This window comes from Rosistilla ulvae (genome assembly GCF_007741475.1).
Lineage (GTDB): Bacteria > Planctomycetota > Planctomycetia > Pirellulales > Pirellulaceae > Rosistilla > Rosistilla ulvae.
On the sequence record NZ_CP036261.1, the window covers coordinates 2,986,779 to 3,012,395 of the forward strand.

At 57.8% G+C, this 25,617-nt stretch carries 21 protein-coding genes; 18 read left to right on the plus strand and 3 right to left on the minus strand.

The window, feature by feature from the left end:
• Positions 1 to 77: 77 nt before the first annotated feature.
• From EC9_RS10575 to ettA, 12 genes are all read left to right on the plus strand, one after another.
• Positions 78 to 1,541 (plus strand): GntP family permease, encoded by a 1,464-nt coding sequence (locus tag EC9_RS10575; protein WP_145344874.1) that lies wholly within the window; start codon positions 78 to 80, stop codon positions 1,539 to 1,541.
• Between the two features lie 88 nt (positions 1,542 to 1,629).
• Entirely contained in the window at positions 1,630 to 2,874 is a 1,245-nt protein-coding gene (locus EC9_RS10580; protein ID WP_145344877.1) for a competence/damage-inducible protein A, read from the plus strand.
• Between the two features lie 14 nt (positions 2,875 to 2,888).
• On the plus strand, positions 2,889 to 3,722 hold the full coding sequence (locus EC9_RS10585) for a polyphosphate kinase 2 family protein (RefSeq protein WP_145344880.1): 834 nt from the start codon (positions 2,889 to 2,891) through the stop codon (positions 3,720 to 3,722).
• 169 nt (positions 3,723 to 3,891) lie between these two features.
• Complete coding sequence (locus EC9_RS10590) at positions 3,892 to 6,471, plus strand: circularly permuted type 2 ATP-grasp protein (protein ID WP_145349095.1); 2,580 nt, start codon at positions 3,892 to 3,894, stop codon at positions 6,469 to 6,471.
• Entirely contained in the window at positions 6,468 to 7,358 is an 891-nt protein-coding gene (locus tag EC9_RS10595) for a transglutaminase family protein (RefSeq protein ID WP_145119734.1), read from the plus strand. Before EC9_RS10590 ends, EC9_RS10595 begins: the two co-directional genes overlap by 4 nt.
• A 240-nt stretch (positions 7,359 to 7,598) precedes the next feature.
• Positions 7,599 to 9,455, plus strand: a complete 1,857-nt coding sequence (locus tag EC9_RS10600) for a sensor histidine kinase (RefSeq protein WP_218934718.1) — start codon at positions 7,599 to 7,601, stop codon at positions 9,453 to 9,455.
• Positions 9,452 to 10,096 carry a response regulator gene (locus EC9_RS10605; protein WP_145344886.1) on the plus strand — a complete coding sequence of 215 codons (645 nt, stop codon included), beginning with the start codon at positions 9,452 to 9,454 and terminating at the stop codon, positions 10,094 to 10,096. Before EC9_RS10600 ends, EC9_RS10605 begins: the two co-directional genes overlap by 4 nt.
• A 436-nt stretch (positions 10,097 to 10,532) precedes the next feature.
• Positions 10,533 to 12,074 carry an arylsulfatase gene (locus EC9_RS10610; protein WP_145096297.1) on the plus strand — a complete coding sequence of 514 codons (1,542 nt, stop codon included), beginning with the start codon at positions 10,533 to 10,535 and terminating at the stop codon, positions 12,072 to 12,074.
• A 648-nt stretch (positions 12,075 to 12,722) separates the two neighbouring features.
• The gene (locus EC9_RS10615; RefSeq protein WP_145119647.1) at positions 12,723 to 12,950 is read left to right on the plus strand and encodes an FmdB family zinc ribbon protein; all 228 of its coding nucleotides are present in this window, start codon (positions 12,723 to 12,725) and stop codon (positions 12,948 to 12,950) included.
• A gap of 238 nt (positions 12,951 to 13,188) precedes the next feature.
• On the plus strand, positions 13,189 to 13,755 hold the full coding sequence (locus EC9_RS10620) for an isochorismatase family protein (RefSeq protein WP_145119645.1): 567 nt from the start codon (positions 13,189 to 13,191) through the stop codon (positions 13,753 to 13,755).
• Between the two features lie 53 nt (positions 13,756 to 13,808).
• Positions 13,809 to 14,111 carry a polyhydroxyalkanoic acid system family protein gene (locus tag EC9_RS10625; protein WP_145119643.1) on the plus strand — a complete coding sequence of 101 codons (303 nt, stop codon included), beginning with the start codon at positions 13,809 to 13,811 and terminating at the stop codon, positions 14,109 to 14,111.
• Positions 14,112 to 14,223: 112 nt separating this feature from the next.
• Positions 14,224 to 15,894: an energy-dependent translational throttle protein EttA gene (ettA, locus tag EC9_RS10630; protein ID WP_145119641.1), complete on the plus strand. Its 1,671-nt coding sequence runs from the start codon at positions 14,224 to 14,226 to the stop codon at positions 15,892 to 15,894.
• A 70-nt stretch (positions 15,895 to 15,964) separates the two neighbouring features.
• Here the strand turns inward: ettA and EC9_RS10635 are convergent, their stop codons facing one another.
• Entirely contained in the window at positions 15,965 to 17,050 is a 1,086-nt protein-coding gene (locus tag EC9_RS10635; protein ID WP_145344889.1) for a DUF1570 domain-containing protein, read from the minus strand.
• Between the two features lie 190 nt (positions 17,051 to 17,240).
• On the opposite strand from EC9_RS10635, the gene EC9_RS10640 reads away from it, so the two are divergent.
• From EC9_RS10640 to upp, 4 genes are all read left to right on the plus strand, one after another.
• Entirely contained in the window at positions 17,241 to 18,620 is a 1,380-nt protein-coding gene (locus tag EC9_RS10640) for a hypothetical protein (protein ID WP_145344892.1), read from the plus strand.
• Positions 18,617 to 19,546 carry a peptidylprolyl isomerase gene (locus EC9_RS10645; protein WP_145344895.1) on the plus strand — a complete coding sequence of 310 codons (930 nt, stop codon included), beginning with the start codon at positions 18,617 to 18,619 and terminating at the stop codon, positions 19,544 to 19,546. The genes EC9_RS10640 and EC9_RS10645 overlap by 4 nt, the downstream gene beginning before the upstream one ends.
• Before the next feature lie 158 nt (positions 19,547 to 19,704).
• Entirely contained in the window at positions 19,705 to 21,153 is a 1,449-nt protein-coding gene (gene zwf / locus EC9_RS10650; protein WP_145119633.1) for a glucose-6-phosphate dehydrogenase, read from the plus strand.
• A gap of 83 nt (positions 21,154 to 21,236) precedes the next feature.
• Positions 21,237 to 21,866, plus strand: coding sequence for a uracil phosphoribosyltransferase (gene upp, locus EC9_RS10655; protein WP_145283688.1), 630 nt, complete (start codon positions 21,237 to 21,239; stop codon positions 21,864 to 21,866).
• A gap of 167 nt (positions 21,867 to 22,033) precedes the next feature.
• Here upp and EC9_RS10660 read toward each other — a convergent pair whose 3' ends face one another.
• Both EC9_RS10660 and EC9_RS10665 read right to left on the minus strand, forming a co-directional pair.
• Complete coding sequence (locus EC9_RS10660; RefSeq protein WP_145344898.1) at positions 22,034 to 23,005, minus strand: PH domain-containing protein; 972 nt, start codon at positions 23,003 to 23,005, stop codon at positions 22,034 to 22,036.
• Between the two features lie 239 nt (positions 23,006 to 23,244).
• Positions 23,245 to 23,493 (minus strand): response regulator, encoded by a 249-nt coding sequence (locus EC9_RS10665; protein WP_145119629.1) that lies wholly within the window; start codon positions 23,491 to 23,493, stop codon positions 23,245 to 23,247.
• Between the two features lie 346 nt (positions 23,494 to 23,839).
• Between EC9_RS10665 and EC9_RS10670 the strand changes: the two genes are divergently transcribed.
• Both EC9_RS10670 and EC9_RS10675 read left to right on the plus strand, forming a co-directional pair.
• Positions 23,840 to 24,607 (plus strand): glucosamine-6-phosphate deaminase, encoded by a 768-nt coding sequence (locus EC9_RS10670; protein WP_145283689.1) that lies wholly within the window; start codon positions 23,840 to 23,842, stop codon positions 24,605 to 24,607.
• The gene (locus tag EC9_RS10675; protein ID WP_145344902.1) at positions 24,604 to 25,536 is read left to right on the plus strand and encodes an N-acetylglucosamine-6-phosphate deacetylase; all 933 of its coding nucleotides are present in this window, start codon (positions 24,604 to 24,606) and stop codon (positions 25,534 to 25,536) included. Before EC9_RS10670 ends, EC9_RS10675 begins: the two co-directional genes overlap by 4 nt.
• Positions 25,537 to 25,617: the final 81 nt, after the last annotated feature.

The window sequence follows — 25,617 nt, forward strand, 5'->3', positions numbered from 1 at the left end:
GGTGTTTTCGGCAACGACGTCGCGTATATACTGCTCGCTGTTTGATTCCGAATTCCCTTCAACGAGTCGTGGCGGCTGTGAGTATTTGGTGGATTGTTGCGATCGCGGTAGCGGTCGTCTTGATTTCGATCTTGTGGCTGCGGCTGCATGCCTTTCTGGCGTTGGCGATGGCTGGATTTTTGGTCGCCGTGCTGACTCCCGACGTCGCGTTGGTCGATTACGCTGACCTTCAGATGGAGAAGTCCAAAGGGGCTTGGACTCAGAAGGAGGCCGCGTCGTTTGTCAGCAGCACCGGCGCCCAGCGGCTGGCTCAATCGTTTGGCGACTACGCGGGGAAGATCGGGATTCTGATCGCCCTGGCCAGCGTGGTCGGCAGTTGTTTGATGCACAGCGGCGCCGCGGCGGTGATCATCCGCCGAATGCTGGCGATCGTAGGGGAAGCCCGAGCCTCCTACGCGTTGGCGGGCAGTTCGTTTCTGCTGGGGATCCCCGTTTTTTTCGACACCGTCTTTTATCTGATGGTTCCGTTGGCCAAGTCGCTGCGGCGACAGGTCGGCAAAGATTATGTGCTCTACATCCTGGCGATCCTTGCCGGCGGATCGTTAGCTCATTCGCTGGTGCCACCGACTCCGGGACCACTGGCCGTCGCAGCGGAATTGCACATCGAGATCTTCGACATGATGGTCGGCGGACTGGCGATCTGCTGTTGTTCGAGCGTCCTTTCGCTGTCGGCAGCCGCCGTGATCAACCGCTTCGTTGACGTTCCGCTGCGCGATGACGAGACACCGGCGGACGAAAAATCGGCCGGCGGGCCACCGTCGATCGATGAAGTCGAGGGACCGCCGTTCTGGTTGGCTCTGCTGCCGATCGCTTTGCCGGTGCTGCTGATCGCTGGCGGAACGGCTTGGAATATGTGGATCGGTAGCTTCGATTCTGGCGCCGCGCCAGCCTGGACCGATTCGCTGGGACGGATTGTCAAACTGGCCAGCGACAAAAACGTGGCATTGGGAATCGCCGCGGCGATGGCGATGGGGCTGCTGCGTTGGGCTCCCGCCGACAGCGACCGCAACCAATTGATCGGCAAGGCGTTGGCCAGCGGCGGCGTGATCATTTTGATCACCAGCGCCGGCGGAGCGTTTGGGACGATGCTGCGATACGCGGGGATCGCCGAAGCGGTGGCGGAGATGACTGGCAGCCTGCCGGGATTGATGCTGCTGCCGCTCGCCTTTTTAGTGACAGCATCGATCCGCACGCTGCAGGGTTCGGCAACGGTCGCGATGATCACCGCCGCCGGCGTGCTGCAGGGCTTTGCCAATCCCGAGATCTTGCCGTACCATCCAGTTTATCTGGCAACGGCGATTGGGGCGGGATCCAAGCCGATCATGTGGATGGCCGACAGCGGGTTCTGGGTGATCTGCAAGATGAGTGGGATGACCGAAAGCGAAGGGCTGCGGACGTTGGCTCCGATGAGCATCGCGATGGGGATCTCCGCGTTGATCTTCACCGTGTTGGGGGCGTGGCTGTTGCCGATGAATCATTGATCCTCTGCGAACCGCTCGGCGACGTGTCGGCGTTCCATTTTCATTGGCACGATCGCCGCACCGCGGCGACCTACGGACACCCCGACGAATGACCATTTGTGCAGAAGTGATTGCGATCGGCGACGAGATCACCAGCGGCAGCCGCTTGGATACCAATTCTCAGTGGCTGGCGTCGCAGTTCGGCGACCTGGGCGTGCGGACTTTGTATCACAGCAGCGTCGGCGACGATTTCGATGCGTGCGTCGACGTCTTCCGGATCGCGATCGGCAGGTCCGACTACATCGTGATGACCGGTGGGCTCGGCCCGACGCAAGACGATCTGACCCGCAAGGCGATCGCGGCGGCGACCGATCGCCCGATCGAGATCCGCCAGGAAGCGCTCGATCACATCCAATCGTTTTTCGTCGGCCGCGAGATGCCCGATCGGAATCGCTTGCAGGCGGAGTTTCCGCAGGGGAGTCGATTGATCCACAACCCGCACGGCACCGCGCCGGGAATCGATCTGACGGTCGAACGCCCCGGTCGCCCCGATTGCCACGTCTTCTGCCTGCCCGGCGTGCCAGCGGAGATGCGTCAGATGTGGAACGCAGGCGTGGCGGTCCGAATGCGTGAATTGCTAGGTGTGCAGCGAGTCGTCCGCCAACATGTGGTCAAATGTTTTGGTGTCGGCGAGAGCGACATGGAGTCGCGGATCGCCGACCTGTTGGATCGCAAACAGACGCCGCAAGTTGGGATCACTGTCAATCGGGCGACGATCTCGCTGCGGATTTTTGCCGAGGGGAGCGACGAAGCCGATTGTCAATCGCAGATCGATCGCGTCACCGAGAGCTTGCAACAGCGTGTCGGCGAGTTCATCTTCGGCGCAGGGGACGATTTTGAACTGCAAGATGCCGTGATCGAACTGCTGGACCGGCGAGGTGAAACGCTTTGTTGTGTCGAGCACGGTTTCAACTCTCTAGCCGACACTTGGTTGAGCGCATGCGAACGCCCCGATCTGTATCGCGGCGGTTTGTCGTTGAGCGATCAACGAGCGTCGAACCGCTGGCGAAGTGTGCTCGGCATTCCGCAGAATGGTTCGCCCGAGCAATGGACGGCAGAGGTGATGGAGCGGTTTGATGCCGATTGGGCGTTGGCTATCGACGGCTATCCGACGATCGTTCCCGAAGAGGGCAAGACCAATCCTAGCTCCGACATCCGGCTGGTCGTGACCGGTCGAAAACTGGCGACGCCTCGCTCGCTCACATTCCATATGGGCGGGCATCCCGATGTGTTGCCGCCACGGATCGGCAAGGCGGGACTCAACTTTCTGCGTCAAGTACTACTAGCGAACTAACGGCGAGGCGAACGATGGATTTGTACGATGAATATCGGGTCAAACCCGATTCCAAGGTGGAACTCAAGGATATCGATCCGCGCGAGGACAAGCCGTTTAAGGATCGCGAGGAGGCGGAGCGATCGACGGTGGAGAATGTCGAAGCGATTCGCCAGCTGCAGTACCGGATGTTTGTCGAAGGGAAGCAATCGCTGCTGATCGTGTTGCAAGCGCCCGACGCGGCGGGCAAAGACGGCTTGATTCGTCGGGTGTTGGGGAAGATGAACCCGCAAGGCTGCCGCGTCCATTCGTTTAAGAAGCCGACCGAACTGGAGCTGGCTCACGATTTTCTGTGGCGGGTCCATCCCTGCGTTCCCGCCCGCGGGCAGGTCTCGATCTTCAATCGTTCGCATTATGAAGATGTGCTGATCGTCCGCGTCCACGACTTGGTTCCCAAGAGCGTTTGGAAGGAACGCTACGACCTTATCAATTCGTTTGAGTCGCTGCTGGCCTCGGCGGGGACTCGGATTTTGAAGTTCTATCTGCACATCAGTCCGGAAGAACAGTTGGAGCGGTTCAAGGAGCGGTTGGATCTTCCCGAGAAGCACTGGAAATTGAACGCCGCCGATTACCACGAACGGGATCGCTGGGACGATTATCGCGAGGCTTACCAAACCGCGTTCGAGAAATGTAGCCCCAAGCATGCGCCGTGGTTTGTGATTCCGGCGGATCGAAAGTGGTATCGCAATGCTGTCGTTTCGCAGATCGTTCGCAAAACGCTCGAAGAGATGGATCCGCAATTGCCGCCGGTGACCGAGGATTTGGCGGAGATACGCCGGCTGTACGGGATGGCCGAAGGGGAGGAATAACGACAATCGTGCGTATTGGCACGCATTCTCCCGATCCAACGCAGCCTGCCAAGGCTTCAACTGCGGTGCGACGGGGCGATCCCGCTGTTGTATGACCGCTGGTTTTGGTAGCCTAGTCGTTTGATCGCAGACTTACGCGAACCTTCGCATCTTGGCAACCTGGAAGAACATGCAAACGCAGCAGCAAGGTTCGTTACCCGATCCGCAAACGGCCGCCGTGATCAGTGTCTTCGCAGGTTATTCGCCTCCGGTTGGCAGTTACGATGAATTGTTTGCGGCCCCACAACAGATGCGTTCCCACTGGAAGCGATTCGCTGCGGCAATCAATCGCGTGGGAAATGAGGAGATGCTGCGTCGTTGGACGCAGGCCAAGCGGCTGATCCACGAAAACGGGGTCACCTACGGAGCGTACGGCGATCCGTTGGACAAACCGCGGCCGTGGGAGCTGGACGCGCTGCCGCTGATAATCCCCCAAAAAGAATGGGGCAATCTCTCCGCTGGACTGCAACAACGCGCCAAGGTTCTCGAGCTGACGCTGGCCGATCTGTATGGGCCGAAGAAGTTGATTCGCGATGGCGTTCTGCCGCCGGAGATCATCTTTGCCCATCCTGGTTTTCACACCACGCTGCACAATTTGAAGCCGAGCATGGGGCGGTATCTGCACAGCTACGCCGCCGACCTTGGGCGCGCTCCCGACGGCGGTTGGTGGTTGCTTGCCGATCGCACCGAAGCACCTTCGGGAGCCGGATACGCGTTGGAAAACCGCGTCGTCGAATCGCGGATGTTGCCCGAGGGATTTCGAGCCTGCAACGTCCAGCGACTCGCTCCCTACTTTCGCGCCCTGCGGGAGACCTGCCGCCGGATCGCGACGCGGCATAAAGACAATCCGCGGATCGTGCTACTGAGCCAAGGGCCGTCGAGCGAAAACTATTTCGAAGACGCTTACCTTTCCCGCTACCTCGGTTACACGCTTGTCGAAGGGGCCGATCTGGCAGTCCGCGATCGCTGTGTCTGGATGAAAACGCTGGGCGGTTTGTATCCGGTCGATGTGATTTTGCGGCGCCCCAATACCGTCGACTGCGACTCGCTGGAACTTCCGTCCAGTTCTCCCGGTGCGATTGCGGGACTCGTCGACGCGGCAGCGGCTGGAAACGTTGCGATCACGAATCCGCTGGGCTGCGGTTTGGTCGAGTCGCCAATTTTCATGGCCTACATCGGGGCCCTGTGTACTGCATTGTTAGGCGAAGATCTGAAGTTGCCCAGCGTGGCGACTTGGTGGTGTGGCGATGCGGTCAGCCGCGAATATGTGCTCGCCAACCTCGATCGCTTGGTGATCAAACGCGCCTTCCGCCAACGGGGCCACGAACGTCAGGTGACCGAACACCTCAAGCAATTGCCCAACGATCAATTGGCCGAACGAATCAAAGCCCGACCCTCCGAATTTGTCGGCCAGGAGCGAGTCGTTCGATCGACGATGCCCAACTGGGGCGGCGGCAACGTCTCGGCGGCTTATCTTGCAATGCGAGCGTATATGATCGCGTCGGGCGATTCATTTGAAGTCATGCATGGCGGGCTAGCGCGAACGTCGACCGAGCTCGGTTCGTTGGAGATGTCTTTGGTTTCCGGTGAGGGGAGCAAAGACATTTGGATCCAAGGCAAAGAGCCACCGCAGCACGACAGCCTGTTCCAAGGCCGGCACGAACCGGTCAAGCTGCGTCGCAGCGGCGACGATCTACCCAGCCGCGTCGCCGACGATATTTATTGGCTCGGTCGCCAAGTGGAACGAGCCGATTCGGCAGCCCGGTTGCTGCGTGCGGTGACGATGCGATTGACCAGCGAATCGGCGAGCCATCTGCGCTCGGAACTGCCGATGCTGCTGCGAACGATGGCCGATCAAGGTCAGATCGAACCGGGGTTTGTCGTTGAAGGGATTCGCCAACAGTTACCTGCGATCGAAGAGAACCTGCCGATTTCGACTTTCGACGCGACCGCATCGGGTTCGCTGCGATCGATGCTGGCCGCGACCTACAGCACCGCCTCGCGGGTCCGCGATCGTCTGTCGGCTGACAGTTGGCGTGTTCTGGTTCGGATCGACGAACAGTTCCGGGCCCCCGCGACGGGGACGTGGGATCTCACCGATCTCTTGAACATGTCGAACGAATTGATCGTCGACCTTGTCGCCTTTATCGGCATGATGTCCGAGAGCATGACTCGCACGCAAGCGTTCCACTTCATGGACCTCGGCTTGCGGATCGAACGGGCCACGCAGACGACGTCGCTGTTGAACAACTGTTTCTCGGTCGGGCAAGAGATCACCGGCGAGATGCTCGAAGCGTTGCTGCAGGTTTGCGACAGCCTGATGACCTACCGTTACCGCTACCTATCGAACTTGAACGAGGTACCGGTACTCGATTTGTTGTTAACCGATGAGACCAACCCACGCAGCGTCGTCTACCAATTGCTGCGGATTAAGGATCATGTCGACCGGTTGCCGCGAACCGAATCGCAACCGACCAGCAGCGAGCAGCGGATGCTGCTGTCGGCGTTATACGCGGTACGGATGTTAGATATCGAAGCGATCGGCGAAAATCACTCCGAGGACCGCCGACGGGAGCTGGTCGAAGTGTTCGAAAAACTGGAACAGCATCTTCCACAGCTGTCCCAGGCGATTACCAACAAATACATGGTACACGCCGGCCCATCGCGACTGCTGACATCGATCGACCAAGTGCGGATGAGCAAGCCATGAAGTACCGGATCACCCACACCACAAAATACAACTACAGCCAGCCGGTTGGAGTTTGTCACAACAAGATCCATCTCGCCGCGCGTTCGCTGCCACAGCAAACGGTGACCAACTTCCATTTGTTGATCAAGCCGGATGCGTTTGCGTCGACGTGCCAGAAAGATTATTTCGGCAATCGCGTCGATTACTTTTCGATCCAAGAACCGCATCGCAGTTTGACCGTGACCGCGACCAGCAATGTCGAAGTCCGTCCGATCACGCGGCCGCCCGCCTTTACTGCATCGCCGCCGTGGGAGGATGTCGCGCAGGGCATCGCCAAACGCCGCGACGAATTGAGCCTTTCGGCGTATCAGTTTTCGTTCGCCTCGCGGATCGTGCCACGCGATCCGGCGTACACTGAATATACGTTGGCAAGTTTCACCAAGGGACGGCCGATCGTTGAAGCGGGGCTCGATCTAACGCGGCGGATCTTCGAAGACTTTAAGTACGATCCGCGAGCGACCACGGTCAGCACGCCTGTCGACGTCGTCTTCAAGCAACGAGCGGGCGTCTGCCAAGACTTTGCCCACCTGCAAATCGCCTGCTTGCGGTCGATCGGTCTGGCCTCTCGCTACGTCAGCGGATACCTGCGAACGCTGCCTCCGCCGGGCAAAGAGCGGTTGATCGGCAACGACCAATCGCACGCTTGGTTGTCGCTGTATTGTGGCGACGAGATCGGTTGGGTCGATTTCGATCCGACGAATAATATGATCCCCGCTACCGATCACATCACAATCGGCTGGGGGCAGGACTACAGCGACCTCTGCCCGATCCAAGGCGTCTTCATCGGTGGCGGCAAGAACCGGATGGATGTCAGCGTCGACGTGGCGACGATTTCGCCCGACGCTTGAAAGTTGGCGCCGGACGTGTCAGGCTTGTGAACCTGTCATCGGCCTGTTGATTTACTCAGCCGTTTGGGCGTTAGCCCCGGTTCAAGCACCGTTAAACCGGGGCTAACGCCCAAACGGCTAATTCGAGGAAACTCGTTGTGACTAAACCGACAAGCCGTCATGCGGGTACGCTACAAACATCCGTCGTGTGAAGCCTTCGGGATTTGGTTCGCTGGCGTGCTCATCTACCTAGAGTTCCGAATGCGATCGATGATGGAAACGCGAGAAAACAACGGCGGCTACTTCGGGTGCATCCGTGTTCTGGCCATGGCCGCCGTGTGTTTCCTTTTCTTCTTTGGTGCGAGCATTGAGGCCGCCGACACAGACACCGACGCGGCTCACTCCGTCGTTGTGTTCTATTCCTTTCGGCACGTGATGCCCGTCAACGTCGACTGGGATCGCGGGATTCGTCGCGGTCTGGCCCTTTCCGGACTGGAGAACATCAAAATTGAAGTCGAGTATCTGGACCTCGATCGCTACTCCGATCACGATTTCCGCGAACGGCTGGTCGATTTGCTGGAGCACAAATATGCCAACCGGCGGATCGACGTCGTGATCCCCGTCTACACGCAAGCGATTGAGTTTGTGCTGGCACAGCGGGCGCAGTTGTTTCCGAACGTTCCGTTGGTCTGCTGCACCGCGAAACCGGACCTTGCCGAACAGATCCGCGGCGTCCCCGAGGCGACCGGAACGGAATTCGACGTCGACTATTGGAAGACCGTCCAGGATGCGAGGTGGCTGTTTCCCAAAGCACGCACGCTGTATCTGATTGGCGGCGTGGGTGAAACCGATCGGCACTATCGTCGCATGGCGCATCGGGCCCTCGACGGTCCGCTGGCCTCGCGGGGGATGGAGATCGTGGATGTGGAAGGACTGCCGATAGCGGAGCTGAAACAGTTGATGTTGCAGGCGGAGCCCGGCAGCGTGGCGTTGATGCTGACATGCGATGAGGATCGCGACGGCAACCATCCGTTTACCGTCGACGTCTCCAAGCAGTTGTGCGCCGATTCTCCAATCCCCGTGTTTGGCACCTACGACACTTTAATTGGAACGGGAGTTGTGGGGGGCCATGTTTGGTCGATCGAAAGGCATGGCGAACTCGCAGGACAGCTTGCGTCGCGGATCATCGCGGGCGAAGACGTCGCGGAGATTCCGATAATCGGACGTCACGAAACGCAATCCGTTTTCGACGCGCGGCAATTGATTCGCTGGAAGATCGATACCGACGCGCTGCCACCGGGTTCGAAGATCCGGTTCGCCGAAGCTTCGATTTGGGATCTGTACCGGAGTCAGATTGTATTAGGCATCGGGCTATTGTCGCTGCAAACCCTCATCATCGCGGGCTTGATTGTGAATCGATCGCGTCGGATCAAGGCGGAGCGATCGTTGTTTGCAAGTCGCGGGGAAGCCAGGGATTTGGCCGGACGTTTACTTTCTGCACAAGAAGACGAACGACGGCGGCTGGCGCGGGAACTCCACGACGACCTTTCCCAACGATTGGCGGCGTCGGCGATCGGTATAGGACAGTTGGAGCTTGGGGATTTGGGGAACGCCGATTCTCGTGCGAGGTTGAAACAGATGAAAGAAGACTTGATCGGACTTTCGGATGATGTCCATCAAATGTCGTATCAGATCCATCCGTCGATCTTGGAAGATCTGGGCTTGGAGGATGCGATCCGCAGCGCGTGCGATCGTTTGGCCCGCCGCGATAAAATCGACGTCGAATTTCGATGTGGAATGTTGCCCGATCCTTTTAGTGACGCGATCAACCTGTGCTTATATCGAGTCGCCCAAGAGTCGCTGTGGAACGCGGCGCGGCATGCGGAGACGCAGCGAATCGATGTGGTGTTGACCGCCGATCCCGAAACCGTGAACCTGGAGATCCGTGATTTTGGGGTCGGATTCGACAGCGACGCGGCGTTGAAAAACGGAGGTCTCGGTCTGGCGAGTTTGCACGAGCGGGCGCGAATCGTTGGCGGTGATCTCTCTATCGAATCGCGTCGTGGCAACGGGACGACGATCTCTTTAAGGATTCCTTTGTTGGACGAAGACCGATGAAACGCACACGTGTGCTATTAGCGGACGATCATCGAATCGTTGCCGAAGGGTTGCGGAATATTCTGGAACCGGCCTTCACTTTGGTTGCGATCGTTGAAGATGGAAGGGAATTGATCGAAGTCGCGCTACGTGAACAACCCGATGTGATCGTCGCCGACATCACGATGCCTTTGCTGAACGGGCTCGATGCGATCGACGCCATACGATCGGCGGGTTGCCAAGCCAAAGTTGTCTTCCTGACGATGCATCGCGATGCGACCTACGCCGCCCGCGCGTTGCGTTCGGGAGCGAGCGGATTTGTGCTGAAACATTCGGCCGCCGAAGAATTGTTGACCGCGATCCGCTGTGCCATCGCAGGCGAAACGTTTGTGACGCAAAGCATTGCGGAAAGTATCGAACAAATGCCGGCGTCGCGTCGAGCCAACAAGCAGATGGAACAACCATTGCTGACTCCACGACAACGTGAAGTTTTGCAACTGTTTGCCGAAGGGCATACCGCGCCGCAGGTCGCCAAGGTTTTGCAAATATCAAAACGAACCGCTGAAAACCACAAGGCGCGTATCATGTGTGCCTTAGGAGTTTCTTCGACATCGGATCTCGTTCAATACGCAATTCGGCATGGGCTAATCGCTGGGAAATAGAGCCGAACGTGCTTCGAAGCCGTTTTGGTTATGTGCACTTCGTACACGTTTATCAACTGGGTATGTAGATTGCCTAGCCTGGATTTGTTTCCTATTTTCTAGCGTCGTTTGAGTAATTCTACTCATACGACGTGGCGGTTTGTGGGGTATACATCAGTGTCTTAATCGACACGGTAATGGTGGATCCGACGCAATTGTGAACGGAGAGGCGGTATGGATTTCTTGAACCCCCGCAGACGGTTCAGTTTTCTGTTTAGTTTACCGGCAGGTGGCTAAGTCGCGACGTCTCCTTATCTTCGTTTCGGATCGGTTTCCGTTCGAGTTTGGCCCCCCATTGGGGCTGAACAATTCGTAGCAAAGCTTGTTGCTTGGCTTTGCTTTTGTTTAACCGCTACGTGCTTGCCGCGAGCGCAACGTTCTGTGAGAACCCTCAACTATGAAAATCAAGCTAACAAGTTTCCTTTTGGCGGCGGGGCTTTGCCTCTCGGCCACCGCTCAGGACAAGCCGAATATCCTTGTCATCTGGGGTGACGATATCGGCACCGAAAATATCAGCGACTACAACCGTGGGATGATGGGCTACAAAACGCCTAACATCGATCGCGTCGCAAAAGAAGGTATCTTCTTCACCGACTACTACGGCCAACAATCGTGCACCGCCGGTCGTGCGGCGTTCATCGGTGGCAGTGTTCCTGTCCGCAGCGGAATGACGAAAGTCGGTCTTCCGGGCGCAAAAGAAGGTTGGCAGAAGACCGACGTCACGATGGCGACCGTCTTGAAAAGCCTCGGCTATTCGACGGGCCAATTTGGCAAGAACCACCAAGGCGATCGCGATGAACACCTGCCAACACAGCATGGATTTGATGAGTTCCTCGGCAATCTATATCACTTGAACGCTGAGGAAGAACCCGAAAACGAAGACTATCCCGCCGACATGAAAATGGCCGATGGGCGAACGTTTTTGCAAGTCTTTGGTCCGCGTGGCGTGATCAAAGCGAGTGCCGATGGAAAGATCGAAGATACGGGACCATTGACCAAGAAGCGGATGGAAACGATCGACGAGGAAACCATCGCTGCGGCGAAGGACTTCATCACGCGTCAGCACAAAGCGGGCAAGCCGTTCTTCTGCTGGTGGAACGGAACTCGGATGCACTTCCGCACGCATGTGAAGAAGGAACACCGGCACAAAGGAAACGATGAGTACACCGACGGCATGATCGAACACGACATGCAAGTTGGCGAATTGTTGGATCTCCTGGATGAACTGGGCATCGCCGACAACACGATCGTTCAATACTCCACCGACAACGGCCCCCACTACAACACTTGGCCCGATGCCGGAACGACACCGTTCCGTAGCGAAAAGAACTCGAACTGGGAAGGCGCCTATCGCGTTCCTTGTTATGTGCGTTGGCCCGGCAAGTTCGCCGCAGGCACAACGCTCAACGGAATCGTTGCTCACGAAGACTGGTTGCCAACCTTTGCCGCAGCTGCGGGGTCGACCGACATTAAGAGCAAACTACTCGAAGGCGTTGAACTTAACGGGCGCACCTACAAGAATCACATCGACGGTTACAACCAACTCGACTACCTAACGGGTAAGGTCGATGAATCACCGCGTCGTGAATTCATGTATGTGAACGATGACGGTCAAATCGTCGCGATTCGCTACGACGCTTGGAAAGCTGTCTTTCTTGAGAACCGTGGGGTGGCCTTTGAGGTTTGGCGAGAACCGTTCACCGAACTCCGCGTTCCGTTGCTGTTCAACCTTCGTCGTGATCCGTTTGAAAAGGCACAGCACAATTCGAACACCTACAACGATTGGTTCTTGTCGCGAGTCTATGTGTTGGCTCCGATGCAGCAATTCGCTGGAAAGTTCCTGATGACGATGAAGGAGTTCCCGCCGAGCCAAACGCCTGGTTCGTTTAATCTGGAGAAGATCCAGAAACAGATCGAAGGCAGCTTGGGCGGACGATAACCCCACCGCCATTGAAATCTCACGCAGCATAGGCTGCGTGAGTCGGGTGGACCGAAATTGGCTTAACATTCGGACACCGGCTGCTATTCCAAGGGATGGCACATCGAGAAATCGACTCTCCGTCCCCTTGGGATCTTCTTTGTCCAGCGTTCCGTCTGGTACTCTTGACTTCGTCTTGTGATGGACGCTGTCGCTTCCGGGGGGAATGCGTCATCGGTGGCTTCCGATTGGCACCGGATTCGCTAAACGGTACTCGCAGGGTAAATCACCGTTTCGGTTTGACGTACCGCCAGCCCACGATAGCATCCGGTTGTCCAAGGGAACCGAATGCTAGCGGCTCGTCGGTTTAATCAGCCGATTGTGCGTTAGCCCCGGTTCCGCTGCCACTAAACCGGGGCAAACGCCCAAACGGTTAATGCAAGGAAGCTCGTTGTGACTAAACCGACGAGCCGCTAGCACGGGCCGGCTGATTTACCTAAGCACAAACTCTTAACAGTCCTGGATGGTCGCTGAGCGAGCCTAGCACATTGGCTGGTTCTTTGTTTAATATGACGGATCGTTCGTGTTTCGGATCGAACGCTGCGAGGTGGGTACCATCGCTGTGGTTCGAGTCCATTCCACCCAATGGTTCAGAAGAGTTTTTAAAAGATGCCGATCTACGAATATCAATGCGAAGGCTGCGGACACGCGGTCGAAGTGCTGCTGCGTCGCTTCGATGAACAACCCGAATGCCCCGACTGTGGCGGAACCAAGCTGGACAAACTGATGAGCGTTCCTGCGTCGCCATCGACTGGCAGCGGCGGACAATTGCCCGTCGCCGGTTCGGGCGAAGCGTGTGGTGCGCCGCGTTGCTGCGGCGGCGGTTGCCAGATGTAGCGACCGCGGCTGTTCTTCAGCAGCCCGATCTTGCTAGCTTCGTGGCTCGCGCGCCGCGCGAGCCACGCTCGGGCTGGACGGACGGTCGTCCGATAGTCTCCTGAAACGCTGCCTTCTACGTGCCGTGAGTGTCCGCGTGACGGCGGCGTGGAATCTCGGGCTGGTTGGAAGAAAATGGGACTCGCGTTAGGATGAGCCAACGAACACTCTAACGCCACGACCTTTATAGACGAGTCCGATGGATCCAACCTTTCGAAGCAGCCGCTTGATCGACCGTGCGCGAAGCGGATTGCTGGTCGTCGACCTGCAGACCAAGCTGCTGCCGGGGATCGAGCAGAGCGAGCAAATCGTCGCCAACACCGATCGGCTGTGCCGAGCGGCGGAATTGTTGAACGTTCCGCAAACCGCTTCGGTTCAATATCCGCAGGGGCTTGGCCCGTTGGAAGCTCGCCTGGCCGAGCGGTTCCCGACGCCCGACGAGAAGCTCGATTTCAGCGCGGCCGGCTGTGCCTCGATTGCCCAGCTTGCCGAAACGCACAATTTGACTCAATGGATCGTTGTCGGAATCGAGACCCATATCTGTGTTTTGCAAACCACGTTAGATTTGTTGGCACGGCAATTGGATGTCTTCGTCGTTGCCGATGCCGTTGGGGCCCGCGGCGATCGCGATCATCGGATCGGACTGGATCGGATGCAAGCCGAAGGGGCGACGCTGGTGACGACCGAAAGCGTCTTGTTCGAGTGGTGTCAGACCGCCGCCGATCCCAAGTTCAAACAGATCAGTGCCATCGTTCGCGAGGGCTAGCCGACCGGCTCGCAATGCGAAACCCAAAACATCTCAATCAGGATTAAAAGCAGATGCCGAAAGTGAACTCCCAAGTTGCCAACACCCTGGGCAAAGAAAAAGCCAAGGAGAAGTTGGACTACATGGCCGAACGCATGGAACGCGATTACGGCGACAAGGTGAAGAACATGCAGCGGGTCTGGGACGAAGATACGTTGACGATCTCGTTCGAAGCGATGGGCTTCAAGATCAAATCGCTGCTGTCGGTCGGCGAAGACGTTGTCGATGTCGAAAGCCAACTGCCTTTGGCGGCGATGCCGTTCAAGGGAATGGTGCAGACACGGATGGTCGACACGTTGCAAAAGATGCTCAGCTAGTTCGGTCGCCGCAGACCGGATCGGCAATCGTTTCGCGATCGGCGGGACGAATCAATTTTGGATCGAATCATACACAGATCGGGCACAGCCCAGCGAACTTGAAGCGAAGAGAATGGGAAAACACCACATCTACCAAGTCGAAGACTTAACCAAAAAGCACGGCCAAAAGGTTGTCTTGGAGAACATTTGGCTGGCGTTCTACCCCGGTGCCAAGATCGGCGTTTTGGGCCCCAACGGTGCGGGCAAAAGTACGCTGCTGAAGATCATGGCCGGCCAGGATACCGAATTCGAAGGTGTCGCGCGGCTCGCGTCGGGCTACACCGCCGGGTATCTGTCGCAAGAACCTCATCTGGATCCGACCAAAACCGTCGCTGAAAACGTGGCCGTTGCGGTTGCGGAACGCCAGGCTGTCTTGGATCGCTACACCGAGATCGGCACGCTGTTGGGCGAGATCGAAGATCCCGACCAGATGCAGAAGTTGTGCGACGAGATGGCCGACTTGCAGGACAAGATCGACGCCGGCAACCTGTGGGAACTCGAACGCCAAGTCGAGATGTCGATGCAGGTGATGAATCTTCCGCCGGGCGACGCCGACGTGACCAAGCTGTCCGGTGGTGAACGCCGCCGCGTCGCGATGTGCCAGCTGTTGATCCGCCAACCCGATCTGCTGCTATTGGACGAACCGACCAACCACTTGGACGCCGAATCGGTGCAGTGGTTGGAGGAACATCTTGCCAAATATCCCGGCACCGTCGTCGCGGTCACTCACGATCGCTACTTCTTGGACAACGTCGCTCAGTGGATTTTGGAAATCGATCGCGGCAAGGGCTTCCCATTCGAAGGCAACTACACAGCTTGGTTGCAGGCGAAAGAAAAGCGAATGGAAGGCGAAAGCCGCAAGCAACAGGCGCGGCAACGCACCTTGGCTCGCGAGCTGGAATGGATTCGGATGAGTCCCAAGGCACGGCAGTCGAAGAGCAAAGCGCGTATCGCGGCTTACGACAAGATGGTTGCCGAGGAGTTCCAGGAACGTCCAGACGAATTGGAAATCCAGATTCCGCCCGGGAAGCACTTGGGCGAATTGGTGATCGAAGCGAAGAACATCAACAAGGCCTTCGGCGACAAGGTGTTGATGAAGGACCTTTCGTTCAACCTGCCCGCCGGTGGTATCGTTGGCGTGATCGGGCCCAACGGTGTCGGTAAGACGACGTTGTTCCGGATGTTGACTGGTCAGGACACGCCCGACAGCGGCGAATTCCGCGTCGGCCCGACGGTCGATCTCGGCTACGTCGACCAGAGTCGTGATTCGTTGAACGACGACGCGACGGTCTATCAAGAGATCAGCGGCGGGCACGACACGATCGACCTGGGCGGTCGCGTTGTGAATTCGCGCAGCTATGTCACGCGGTTCAATTTCAAAGGGCCCGACCAAGAGAAGAAGGTTGGCAGGTTGTCCGGTGGTGAACGCAACCGCGTTCACTTGGCCAAACTGCTGCGTCGCGGCGTGAATGTATTGATGTTGGACGAACCGACAAACGATCTGGATGTCGATACGTTGCGTGCTTTGGAAGAAGCGATCCAGAACTTTGCGGGCTGTGTCGTCGTGACGTCGCACGATCGTTGGTTCTTGGATCGACTGGCGACGCACATCCTGGCGTTCGAAGGGGATGGATACGCGCACTGGTGCGAAGGGAACTTCGAAACCTATGAAGCGCAACGCAAGGAGCGATTTGGCGAATCCGACGACGGTCGCAAGACTCGCTACAAGAGTATCCACGCTTAGTGGACGTCGCTCTGATAGCGTTGGATCGGATTCTTGCTGGCGTTGCCGTTGTGCAACCCGATTCCGACGCTTAGCGGACGTCGCTTAAAAACTGTTGAATCTGCGAAGCGAGCATTGGTATCGATATGCCAATCGCTCGCTCGAAATCGCTCCGGCGCTCGACCGCCGGGTAGGTGATAAAGGGAAGCCGCGAGCTGTAGTGCGTTACCAGTTGTCGCAGCACATCGGGGCGACGATCGGCCAGATAAAAGGTCATCGCCCAAGCGACAGCGTATGCCGATTCGGCATCGGACGCGAACCGCTGGTCGTCCTGAACCAATTCCTCGATTGCGGCGGCCAGCGATTGCGAGTCGGGAAAACGCTGACGCAGGCTGGTCAGCATCTCTCGGTTGACGCGATCTGGTAAGCTCGGGTGGTTCGCTGGATCGTGGATCCCCGCGGCTTCGAACATCGTTCCAAAGCCCTCGATGATCCAGTGCGGTTGCTTTGCGACGCGCGAGTGGATGCCCCAGTTGAAGGCGGATTGATGAGCCGCTTCGTGGCGGATCGTCGACGAAACGCCTCCCGCCGACGCGCCGTGATCGTACAGCGCCACGCGGTTGCTGTTTTGCGAATAATATCCCAAAACGTTGGCTCCCAGCGGCCGGCCGCGATCCGATTGGGCATAGCGAAGGAAGCTCGATCGGTCGGGGAAGACGATCGCAACCATTGGGAACCTCGCCTTGCGAAGTGGTAGATTTCGCGTGCGGCAGTGCTGCAAGAACGATCGGTGCAGATCCTCCAGCAACTGCGGCCAGTGTGTCCCGCGTGTCGGGTGGACGACAAGATAGTTCGACGTCGATGTGACTTGATGCGTGCTGCCGAACTCGCGATACAGTTGGCTGCGCAGTTCAGCCGAACTGGCTGCGTCGAAGCGTCCCGCGTCGATGGTCAGTTGCGATGCATCGGCCGGATCAAAATCGAACAGTCGCCCGTCGCGTTGCAACACGACCGCTCGGTCCGGTGTCCACAACAACGACATCCCCTGCACGAATTCTCCCCCCAGGCTCATCGCTACCATCGGGTCGCGATCGGCCGCGCGCAGCTTGGGGCCGGCAAATGTTGTTACAAAGGCGAGCCCTGCAAAGATCCAAATGGTGTGATGGGGAGCTGACATATCCGTGGCAAATTTGCTGCGAGGTTTGCGCCCCAAAACGGGGAACGTGTTACGATGGAACGGTAGACGCCGGGCCGCTGCCCTTGCTTGGAAACCCTACGCCATCGAACCCCTTGGGGAACGAACGGCGGCGGCCGTGGTGGGCCGAACGCTTGAACTTACGATTCTCTCACTTAAGCCCGTGCCGATCATGACGATTAATTCGACCCGATTGTCCCCGAAGTCTTGGCTTCCGCGTTGGAATCCTGTCGGGCTGTTGTTGCTGATCGTCATCGCAAGCTGCTCGATCGCCGCGGGGCAAGAGTCGACCGATACCGACGCCGACGATCGTCAAGCGAGAGCGGAGGTCGACCGATTGTTCTCGGGGCTCGACGGACGAACGCTCGCCGAACGCCAAGCGGCCGAGCGCGATCTGATCGATCTGGGGCCGCAGATCCTGAAATTTCTGCCGCGTGAAAACGATCTCCCCACAGCGGAGATGCGACAGCGGATGCGGCGGATTCGCAGCCAGTTGGAACAGCTGGAATCGACGACCTCGATCGATGCAACGCCTGTCACCATCCGCGACGCGCGAACGCTTGGCGACGCGCTTGGGCAGATCTCAGCGCAGACGAAGGTGCAGTTTGCCGGTGCGATCAAAGAATCGTTGCCGGTCAAGATCGACGCCGTCAAAATTCCGTTCTGGAACGCTGTCGATGAAGTCCTCGACGCGGCCGAATTGGATATCGATCGCTTTGGCGGTGTCGAGGGATCGTTGAAGTTGGTTCCGCGCAGTCCCGATCGTCCCCGCCGCAGCGATACCGCTGCCTACAGCGGAGTCTTTCGCGTCGAACCGATCAGCGTCACCGCGCGCCGCGATTTGCATAACCCGCGGCTCAGCGGACTCGATCTGTTGATCGACATCTCGTGGGAACTGCGGCTGACCCCGATCGGGCTCTCGCTGCCGCTGAAAGAGTTTGGGGCGAAGCTGGACAATGGCGATGTGCTGCAGTTGCAAGCCTCCGCCGAGACGGCTGAAGCGATGCCCAACGCGGGGATTCCGTCGACGCAAACTTTGATCCCGTTTGAATTGCCCGCCGGACGCCCCGCGAAGATCGATACGCTTTCGGGAACGATCGACGCGTTGTTGCCGGGCAAGATCAAACACTTCGATTTCGATTTGGGCGACGATAACTTTCCGCCGAGAGATGCTGGCGATGTGACGGTCACGTTGGAAAGTGTCCGCGGCAACGGATCGCTGCACGAGCTGCGGGTGAACGTGAAATTCAAACAGGCCGATCGCGCACTCGAATCGCATCGCGGCTGGGTCTTCGACAATCCAGCTTACGTGACTGCGGCGAATACCGATCAAGACGAAACGCGGGAAGATGCTGCCGCCGAACAGGCCCCACCGCCGCGAATCGAAAACTTGGGGTATGAGATCTATCGCCAAACTTCCGACGAGATCGGGATCGGATATCTGTTCGATCTCGAGGGCCAGCCGGCTCGCTTTCGCTTCCACTACGAAACGCCCGCGTCGATCGTCCGCAGCGAAGTTCGTTTCACCTTGCACGACATCCTGTTGCCATGATCCATTGCCGCGTTCGATTGTTGTCGTTGCTACTGGCTTGTCTGTGCGGGCTGACCGCGACGGGACAAAGCCAACCGGAGAGCGGTGCGATCGCCTGGATCGGTGACGATCCGGTGTTGGCTAGCGAGATCGATCTGCTGGTTCATCGCCGTGGTTTGGCGGCCACCGATCTGAATGCCAATCCCACGCTCCGCTCGGCGATCGCCAACGTTTTGGTCCGGCGGCATCTGGCCCTTGCGGCGCTGCGGGATCAGTCGGGCAAAGCGGGAGCGGCGATCATCGACGATGCGATCCAAGCGTGGCAGCAGCAGGTGTTGGCGAGTGGCAAGACGCTGGAAGAATTTGCAGCCCAACAGCAGAGCGATGTCGCAGCGCTGCAGGCCGAGGTCGCTTGGTTGAGTCTATGGAACGATTACCTGCGCGTTCGCTTGAACGATGCGAATCTGCAGCGGTTCTTCGAGACGCGGTCCTCGCTTTACGATGGGACGCAGGTCGACGTCTCGCAGATCTTCCTGAGCGATCCGGCACAGCTGGAGGCTTTGGAAAAGATCGCCGATCGGATTCGCAGCGACGAGATCACGTTTGCCGATGCGGCAGCCGAGCACTCGCAAGCCGGTAGCGCCGACGATGGTGGACGGATCGGTTGGATTGGGGCCGATGGCGACCTGCCAGCAGTGGTTGCCGAAGCGGCGCTGATGGCGGACCCTAATACGTTGCTGCCGATCGTTCGATCGGGGCTTGGGCTGCACCTGGTTTACGTCCACGTAAAGCGGAACGAAGAACGGAGCTTTGCCGATTTGACCGACCATCGGCGGCTGCGTCGCGACGCGGCTGATTTCTTGTTCGAGCATCTGGTGGATCGCGGGCAAGCGTTGCACGACGTCCGTTGGCAAGAGGGCCAATCGGAACGACCTCTAGGGCGCTGAGTCGCACGTCAGAAGGCTGTTGCGGCGCGATCTCAGGACTGGCTGACCACGCCGGGAAACGCCGCGTTGCACCACTCGTAATGCCTGGGCTGGCCGTTACACTTATTTATCGACGTAGAACCTAATCCGTTGGACGAGCGATGGTGAGAGACAACGACATGCCCAGTACGATCGTAATCTTTGGTGCCTCGGGCGACTTGACGAGTCGCAAATTGATTCCCGCGTTATTTCGCTTGTTCCAAAAGAAACGACTGCCCGAGGGGACTCGAATCGTCGGCGTTTCGCGGAGCGATTTCAGCGACGAACAATGGCGCAACCAGCTCGGCGAAACGACTGAAAAATTCTTGCCCGCCAGCTTTACTGCCGAGGATTGGAAGCAGTTCTGCCAGCATGTTTATTATCGCCCGGGCGATATCACCAAAGCCGATGATTTTGTCGCATTGGGGAAGCACCTTGACGAGTTGGAAGGTGCGGCGTGCGACCGCGTTTATTATCTGTCCACCTCGCCGCGGCTGTATGAATCGGCGATCACGCTGATGGGACAAGCTGGCTTGGCCGACGAGAGCGCAGGCAGTCGCCGGGTGATCATCGAGAAGCCGTTTGGGACCGATCTGGCATCGGCCGAAGCGCTAAACCAATCGATTCACAAATCGTTCCACGAAAACCAAATCTATCGAATCGATCACTATCTGGGCAAAGAGACCGTTCAGAATCTGTTTGCATTGCGTTTTGCGAACACGATCTTTGAACCACTTTGGAACCGCAACTACATCGACCACGTGCAGATCACCGTGGCTGAAGAGGTGGTGATTGGCCGTCGCGGGGGATACTACGATACGTCGGGCATTTTGCGCGACATGTTTCAGAATCACTTGCTGCAGTTGATGATGATCACCGCGATGGAGGCACCGGCGCGTTACGACGCCAACCTGGTCCGCGATGAAAAGGTCAAGGTGCTGCACAGCGTGCGACCGATGTCGGGGAGCGATTTCGCCTGCAACACGCTTCGCGGACAATATCAGGGCTACCTGCAAGAGGATGGCGTCCCGGCGGGCAGCCAAACGGCGACCTTCGCCGCATTGAAGCTGTACATCGACAACTGGCGTTGGAAGGGCGTGCCGTTTTATCTGCGCAGCGGCAAAGCGATGTCCTGTCGCACGACGCAGATCGTGATCCAATTCCGTTCGCCTCCCCATTTGCTGTTCCCATCGGGGAAGATGCGGACGCCCGAAGCGAATCAATTGGTGATCCAGGTCCAACCGGCCGAAGGACTGCAGATGTACTTCCAGTCCAAGGTACCCGACACCGAGATGAAGACCCGCACCAGCCACTTCGATTTCCGCTTCCAGGACGCTGGTCCCGACGGAATGCCCGACGCCTACCAACGTCTGTTGATGGATGCTGTTAACGGCGATGCGAGCTTGTTTGCACGCAGCGACGAGGTCGAATTGGCGTGGAGCATCATCGATCCGATCATCAATGCGTGGGGCAGCGCCGCCGCTCCCGACCTTCACGTCTACGAACCCGGACTGTGGGGCCCGACGGAGTCGTCCGAATGGATGCAGGGTCAAAAACGCAGCTGGTTTGATGTCTGCCCGGTGCTTTAAACCGATGCGATCGAAAACGCCCAGAAGCCGGTCGCGATGATCGGCCGCGGCAGTTTCCACAACTTAAGACGAGGATTAGGCCGATGGGGCGTTTGAATCAGTTGAGCCATCCTCTTGTGGCTCATCATTTGGCCACAATGCGGGACGAGAAGACCAGTCCCGCCGAATTCCGAGCGACGGTCAGTCGGCTTGCAATGTTGTTGGGAGTCTACGCTACCGAGGATCTGCCGACGGCGGCCACGACGGTCAGGACTCCGTTGGCCGATTGCCCTTCGCAAACGCTAGCCGTTCGCGTGGGGCTGGTTCCAATCTTGCGAGCCGGACTGGGATTGGTCGAACCGCTGCACCAATTGATTCCCGATGCAGAGGTTTGGCATTTGGGGATGTATCGCAACGAGGAGACGGCCGAGCCGGTCTCGTATTACGACAAACTGCCCAGCCGCGACGCGGTCGATGTGGCGCTGGTGTTGGACCCGATGTTGGCGACTGGCGGATCGATCCGCAGCGCCGTCGAGCGGTTGATCCGCTGGGGCGTCCCCGATATTCGCGTCTTGAGCGTGATCGCGGCCCGCCCAGGGCTGGAACGCGTGCAGGCGGAATTCCCCGACGTCTCGATCTTCGTCTGCGCCGTCGACCCATCGCTGAACGACCAGCAGTTTATCGTCCCCGGCTTGGGAGACGCCGGCGACCGGATTTTTAATACGGTCGATTGATGGCTGGGATTCGCAGCGGTTCACTTAGTCGCAAGCGGTCGCTGTACGCATAATTAAGCGACTCGCGAGTCTTCGGTCTTTGGAGTCACAGAAGACGTTGTGCGAGCAGATCGGTCCCTTGTCCAAGGGAAATTAGTCGATACTGCTCTACAGTTTTTGAAGTGTGACTACGGCGCGATAAGTCCAACCACTTTGGGCGCATCGGCGATCCAGCGAAGCTGCACGTTGCCAGGGGACATTCCCGGAAAGGCTGCAAAAATCGGTATGCCGCCCCCGGACCCGGACGTTGAAAGCTGAACGGAGTTCAGATTGATCCATCGATCGACCACGCCTGTGTTGACTGCAATCATTTGAATGTTCTGATTGAAGATGATCTTCACCGCGATATTGAAAATGCCTTGCGAGACAATCGTTCGAGAGTCTGTGATGATGTAGAAGCGGTGTTTCCAGTTCAGGTAGGCGATGAACGCAAGGAGCGACATGAAAAATGCGGAGATAAAGGTCATAACAATGCCTGGAACCATTGCACCAGAAGCTATCAACATCATGGATGTGCACAGCATAGGGATGCCGGGGACCGCGCTCGCAACGATCATGCTTAATATCTTCGCACTAACGGAAGGATTGCTCGCGTAAAGTATCGTCTCTCCATTCTGGATGTAGTCTCGAAAACGTGGCGGTATTTTACTTAAGGGGAGCGTCTGTGGGGCATGCGGCCGCGGTCGCTCCGTTTTATCACTAGACCATTCTGCATTGGTCTGAAAATGCGGTGCGGAGCCGGTAACGGGCTCGGTATCTAGATCGCTGTTAGGATTCTCACCGGCACGATCTTCGTCACTGGGGAAGGGAAACTTGTTCGCGTTCGAAAACGAACCTGCGGTGTTCGCTTCTGGAGAAAGCTGTGGAGGTTGGGGTGGGGATGGCACGAATGGCGGCGCGACATCGCTTGTTTGGGCCGTGTTATCGATTGGCGGGAATAACGATTTCAAACGCGACGCAAGCACCGGCGCGGCCATACCCGGCTTCCAGATCGTGTCGCTCGGCTGCAAACCTCCTTGGGCAGCAAGTCGCTTCAATTCGGCTCCTGCAACGGGGCCATGCTCCGTGCCGTTACGATAGTATCGCCACTCGTCTGCCATGATTGCCTTACAATGGGGGTGGGGGATTTGAAGGAAGGATGGTGCTCAGTGAAATTCAGCACGTCACGCATGTCAAGAACGAACACCGCGAATATATTGGCAGGCATCAAAATGCGGCGAGTGGCGTCCGATGCGGTGCTAGTGAGAGATAGGGGCCTGGATGGAAACGTTGCGCCGATTCCGTCGGCGCATAAAAAAACCCGACGCAAGCATCGGGCATTGGTGGTAGCAAAGGGGTGCTAGTTCGCGGTAAGATTAGCATCCGCGTTGTTGTTTGTGGTCAGTAGGTTATCGGCGCGTTGGAGCGCTTGATCCACACGTGCCAGCAGAGCACTGTCGTCATCCAAAATCGACTGTGTGCTGGTGGGATCGGCGGCGGTGAATTCCGCGAGGCAGTGTTGGCAGGCGACAGCCCGGCCGAGCAGCTCGATACCGATCTCCAACTTGCGACCGCAAGTTGGGCACGGCTGAACAAAACGATGAGTCATTTTTGGCATCTCCATTACCCAGTTCTTATCTGAGTGATTCGAACGAGATCAGCAGTGTACCCGATCGCACACCACAAAACAAGTTTTCGAACTCACAATCGACCCACCTTCGCCACGCTGCGGATGTCTTTCCCGCCTTAACGCCACGATGTGGCAACTTACCTTACCTTAGTTTTTAAGGTCGCAATACTGAGTTTACCTTCGTTAACGTTGGTAGGCAATGGATATTTCACGGTTTACGGCTCTGCCGAGTCTTAGGCCGGCTGGTTTTGGATCGCGGCGTGCGGTCTGAGCAGCACGAACTAATTTCCAAAAAATTTCTCGAATCCCACCTGGAGCATCCCAAATGGACCTCGTTATTGCAGCTAATTCTGACTTGATGGGGCGCGAAGCCGCCCAGATCGCCGCTGCGGATCTTGTCGCCGCAATTAAAAATTCGGGCCAAGCGAGACTTTTGGTCGCCACCGGCGCCTCGCAGTTCACCGTTTTGGAGCACTTGATCCAGCACGATGAGATCGATTGGTCGGTCGTCGATGGCTTCCATTTGGACGAATACGAAGGGATCTCGCCCGATCACCCCGCATCGTTCTGCAAATACTTGAAAGAGCGATTTGTCGACCGCGTCGGCCTTCGCAGCTTCCGTTTCCTGCGTGGCGATCAAGACATCGAAGCGACTGTCAGCGAAGCCGCAGCGGCGGTATCGGCGGCACCGATCGATGTCGCGATGGTTGGCATCGGCGAAAACGCTCACTTGGCGTTCAACGATCCGCCCGCCGATTTCGAAACCAACGATCCCTATCTGATCGTCGATCTCGATGAAGCTTGCCGGTTGCAACAGGTTGGCGAAGGCTGGTTCGATTCGCTCGAATCGGTTCCTAAGCGAGCGATCAGCATGTCGGTCAACCAGATCTTGAAGTCGAAGCGGATCGTTTGCAGCGTTCCCGATGAACGGAAGGCCAAGGCGGTTCAGGGATCGTTCGAAGGCGAAATCTGCCCCAAGACTCCTGCATCGATCTTGCAGCGCCATCCGCAAACGACGCTGTTGGTCGACGAACCAGCCGCTTCGCTGCTGTCGGCTGAATCGAAGGAGAAAGCGCGAAAGGTTCAGTCATGAGCGACAGCGAATCGCTACCGAAGTTCTTCGACCTGCAGGTCAACGGCTTTTTTGGTGCCGACTTCAACGACGCATCGCTCTCCGAATCGCAGCTAGATGCCGCCGTAACGCGGCTGCAGCAGGACAACGTTTCGGGGATCTTGGCGACGGTGATCACCGATTCCAACGAAGCGATGTTGGCTCGCGTGCGGCGAATCGTCGAGTTGCGGAAACTGTTGCCAGCGGCGGCGGCGATGATTCCGGGGCTGCACATCGAAGGCCCGTTCATCAGTCCGGTCACCGGATATATCGGGGCTCACCCAGCGGCTCACGCCCGGCAGTGCGAACAAGGCTTCATGGAAGAGTTGTTGGCGGCTGGCGAAGGACTGATCCGGTTGGTCACGATTGCACCGGAACAAGATCCCGGCGGCAAGCTGACGCGCTGGTTGGTCGATCAGAACGTGGTCGTCGCCGCGGGGCATTGCGATCCGAGCGTGGAGCAATTGGCCACGACGATCGATCAGGGCTTGAGCATGTTCACGCATCTTGGCAATGGTTGCCCGCAACTGATGCATCGGCACGACAACATCATCCAACGCGTGCTGTCGATGTCCGATCGGTTGGTCGTTTGCATGATCGCCGACGGGTTTCATGTTCCGTTGGTGGCGCTGCAGAACTACATCCGCTGCATCCCGCCAGAGAATCTCGTCTTCACGACCGACTGCATCGCAGCAGCCGGTTTGGGAGCGGGAGTCTATACGCTGGCCGGGCAACAGATCCGCGTCGAAGCGGGGATGCCACCAACCTCCGCCGACGGATCGCACTTCGTCGGTTCGTCAGCTCAGATGCCCGACATGTATCGCCGGCTGCGCTATGAGTTGGGGATCAGCCAGAAGCAGTTGGAGTATTCGATGTTCGAACTGCCCCGCCGAGCGACGGGCTGTGCATAGCCGCCCGCTGTGGCGATGACCATGGAGACGCGTCCGGGATGTCATGTCCCGGACGCACGTGCTGGAGTAGAGCCTTTAGGC